A 2,975-nucleotide genomic window follows, 5' to 3' on the forward strand; every position below is an offset into this window, starting at 1 on the left:
GGTGCCCTGGTGCGCCTCGCTGCCGGGATCCTTGGCGGTGGCGGCGGCGGCAAGGACGACGTCGCCCAGGGCGGCGGAACGGACGCCGGCAAGGTGGGTGCGGCCCTGGCGGCCGTCGTCGACGCCATCGAACGGCGCTAACGCTGCCATGACCAATCCTGCAGCTGCCGGCGGCTACCCCCAGGGCGTGAAACTGGGGGTGGACGTCGGCACCGTCCGGGTCGGGGTGGCCATCTGCGACCGCGACTCGATCCTCGCCACGCCCTACAAGACGCTGGACCGGAACCCGAAAAAGAACTCCGACGTCAAGCTCATCGCCAGGCTGGTTGAGGAACTCGGTGCGGTCCAGGTCATCGTCGGGCTGCCCAGGACCATGAAAGGCGAGGAACACTCGTCCGCACGGATGGCCGGCGACTACGCGGAACTGCTGGTTGCCGAGCTGGCAGCCCGCAACCTGGAGGTGCCGGTCAACCTCGTGGATGAGCGGCTCAGCAGCGTGACGGCCCACCGCAACCTGCACGAAGCTGGCATGAGCAGCAGGAATCACCGTAAAGTAGTGGATCAGGTCGCGGCGGCAGGGATTCTCCAGCACGCCATCGACATGCAGAAAGCCAGGGGAGCGGATGTCGGCTCACGCGTGACAGCGCCATCCCTGTCCGTGGACCAGGGTGCCGGCGGGGTGGACGAGTCCGTCCCCGGCACTCCGGAGGACACGGCCCGATTTTCAGATAATGGAAGGCAACAGTGAGCCCTGCCAACATTGACGACGCTTCCGGCCCGCTTGACGGCGGGACGGGGAGGCCCCTGACGCGCAAGGAAATCCGGGCGCGGGAAAAGAGCCTCAACACCGGCGGCCAGGGCACTGTTCCCGAGCAGGCTTATGAGACCGGGCATGACGTTCCGCCACCACCCGCCGGGCCGCCCGCGGTTCCTGCGCCAGCCGCGCCGGTGCGGGCGGCGGATCCTGCCCCGGTTAACGAGCCGGTCCCGGCTCCTCCCGTGATGCCCCCGTCCATCCAGGACGCCGGTCCCGCAGAGCACAATGACGGTGCTCAGCACGAGGACGGCGTGCACGCCGTCCATGAGGAGCCCGCGCTGGTGGGCCGGCAGCACGCCCCCGCAACCCAACACCTGAACCAGGTCCATCTTCCCGCGCAGAGCTACCGGGAAGGGCTGGGCTACCGGGACGACCTGGACCACGGGCAGGCCTACCACGACGAGGCTTACCACCATGAGGTCCACCCCGATGACGCCCACCACGGAATCCACCACGACGCCGGGCATCACCACGACGCGCACCACGACGACGGCGGCCACCATGGACTCCTGGCCGGCTCCACGGCGGCGCAGGTAGTGGCAAGGCCCTCCAAGAAGGTCCGGCGCCGGCGCAGGCTGCTGGCACTCTTCCTCACCCTTGCCGTTTTCGTTACGGCCGTGGCTGTCGGTGCACAGTTCCTCAAACCGCTCCTCGGCAGCGGCAAGCCCAGCGACTTCCCTGGCCCGGGAACGGGAGAAGTCCAGGTAACCGTGGAGAACGGCGAAGGCACCCGCTCCGTCGCTGCGGACCTCGAAAACAAGGGAGTGGTAGCCAACGCAGATACCTTCCTGCAGGCGTTCGCGTCCTCGGGGGGAACCCTGTCGCCCGGTGACTACACCTTCAGGTCCGAAATGAAGAACAGCGACGCCGTGGACGTCCTCCTCGGCCAGGACAAGGCCAAGGTCATTTACTTCGCCCTGAGCGCGGGCCTGCGCATCAACGAATCCCTGGAGGCAATCTCCGAGGGGTCGGGGATCTCTATCCAGGATCTGCAGGCACTCAGCAACCAGCCCGCGCAGTTCGGCCTCCCCGCCAACGCCAAGAACCTGGAAGGCTACCTGGCGCCGGGAGAGCACCGTTTCCCCCTTGGCACCCCGGCGAAGGACATCCTCCAGGCGCTCGTCAAAATCACCGTCGATGAACTGAAGTCCCAGGGAATCACCGATCCGGCGAAACAGTACGAAGCCGTGATTGTGGCCAGCATCGTCCAGGCCGAGGGCGGCCAGGCCGAGTACGGCGACGTGGCCGGTGCCATCTACAACCGGCTGAAGCCCAACGACCAGACCAACGGCTACCTCCAGGTGGACTCCGCCGTGACCTACGGCCTGGGCACCAAGAGCTACAACTTCACCGACGAACAGCGCCAGGACAAGTCCAACCCCTACAACACCTACGCCAACCCCGGACTGCCCCCAGGGCCTATCGGTTCGCCGGGCAAGACCGCCATCGACGCCGCAGCGAAGCCCAAGACCAATGACTACCTGTACTGGGTAACCATCAACCTGGACACCAAGGAGACCAAGTTCTCCCGCACGCTGGCGGAGCACAACGTCTTCGTTGAGCAGTACAACGCGTGGTGCATGGCCAACGTGGGCCGCTGCGCATGAGCCTGCGGGCTGCCGTCCTCGGCCACCCGATCAGCCACTCGAAATCACCGGCGCTGCACCACGCGGCCTACACCCGGCTGGGGATCGGGATCAGCTACACGGCCATCGACGTCACGGAAGAGCTGCTGCCATCGCTGATGCGGCAGATCCGCGACCAGCCGGGCTGGCGTGGGCTGTCGGTCACCATGCCGCTCAAGACAGCCATGCTCAACGAGGTGGACGAGGTCCGCGGCGTGGCCCGGACGCTCGGCGTGGTCAACACGGTGTCCTTTGAGGAGCACGTCGCCGGCCGGAAAATGGTGGGATCCAACACCGATGTTGCCGGGATCGTCAACGCCCTGCGGCACGCCGGGACGGGGACAGCTCCTGCCGCCGCCGTCCTCGGCGGCGGGGGAACAGCGGCCTCTGCCATCGCGGCGTTGAAGGAACTCGGGACTGACCACGTCCAGCTCTTCGTCCGTGACACCTCCAGGACCGGGGAGGTCCGCTCCGCCGCCGCAAGCCTGGGCGTGGACCTGGACATCCGCCGCCTGGCGGGCGCGGCGCACCCA

4 protein-coding genes are annotated in these 2,975 nt (G+C 67.3%); all 4 read left to right on the plus strand.

The window, feature by feature from the left end:
- Positions 1–9: 9 nt before the first annotated feature.
- Complete coding sequence (locus tag AC5RTT_RS20295) at positions 10–141, plus strand: DHHA1 domain-containing protein (protein ID WP_494146670.1); 132 nt, start codon at positions 10–12, stop codon at positions 139–141.
- A gap of 7 nt (positions 142–148) precedes the next feature.
- A complete protein-coding gene (ruvX, locus tag AC5RTT_RS20300; protein WP_494146667.1) occupies positions 149–748 on the plus strand; it encodes a Holliday junction resolvase RuvX in 600 nt (199 codons plus the stop codon).
- A complete protein-coding gene (gene mltG / locus AC5RTT_RS20305) occupies positions 745–2,424 on the plus strand; it encodes an endolytic transglycosylase MltG (protein ID WP_494146668.1) in 1,680 nt (559 codons plus the stop codon). Before ruvX ends, mltG begins: the two co-directional genes overlap by 4 nt.
- The coding region (locus AC5RTT_RS20310) for a shikimate dehydrogenase family protein (RefSeq protein WP_494146669.1) at positions 2,421–2,975 on the plus strand (555 nt) is incomplete at its 3' end. The genes mltG and AC5RTT_RS20310, both read left to right, overlap by 4 nt.

It is taken from the genome of Arthrobacter sp. Y3221157 (genome assembly GCF_059089865.1).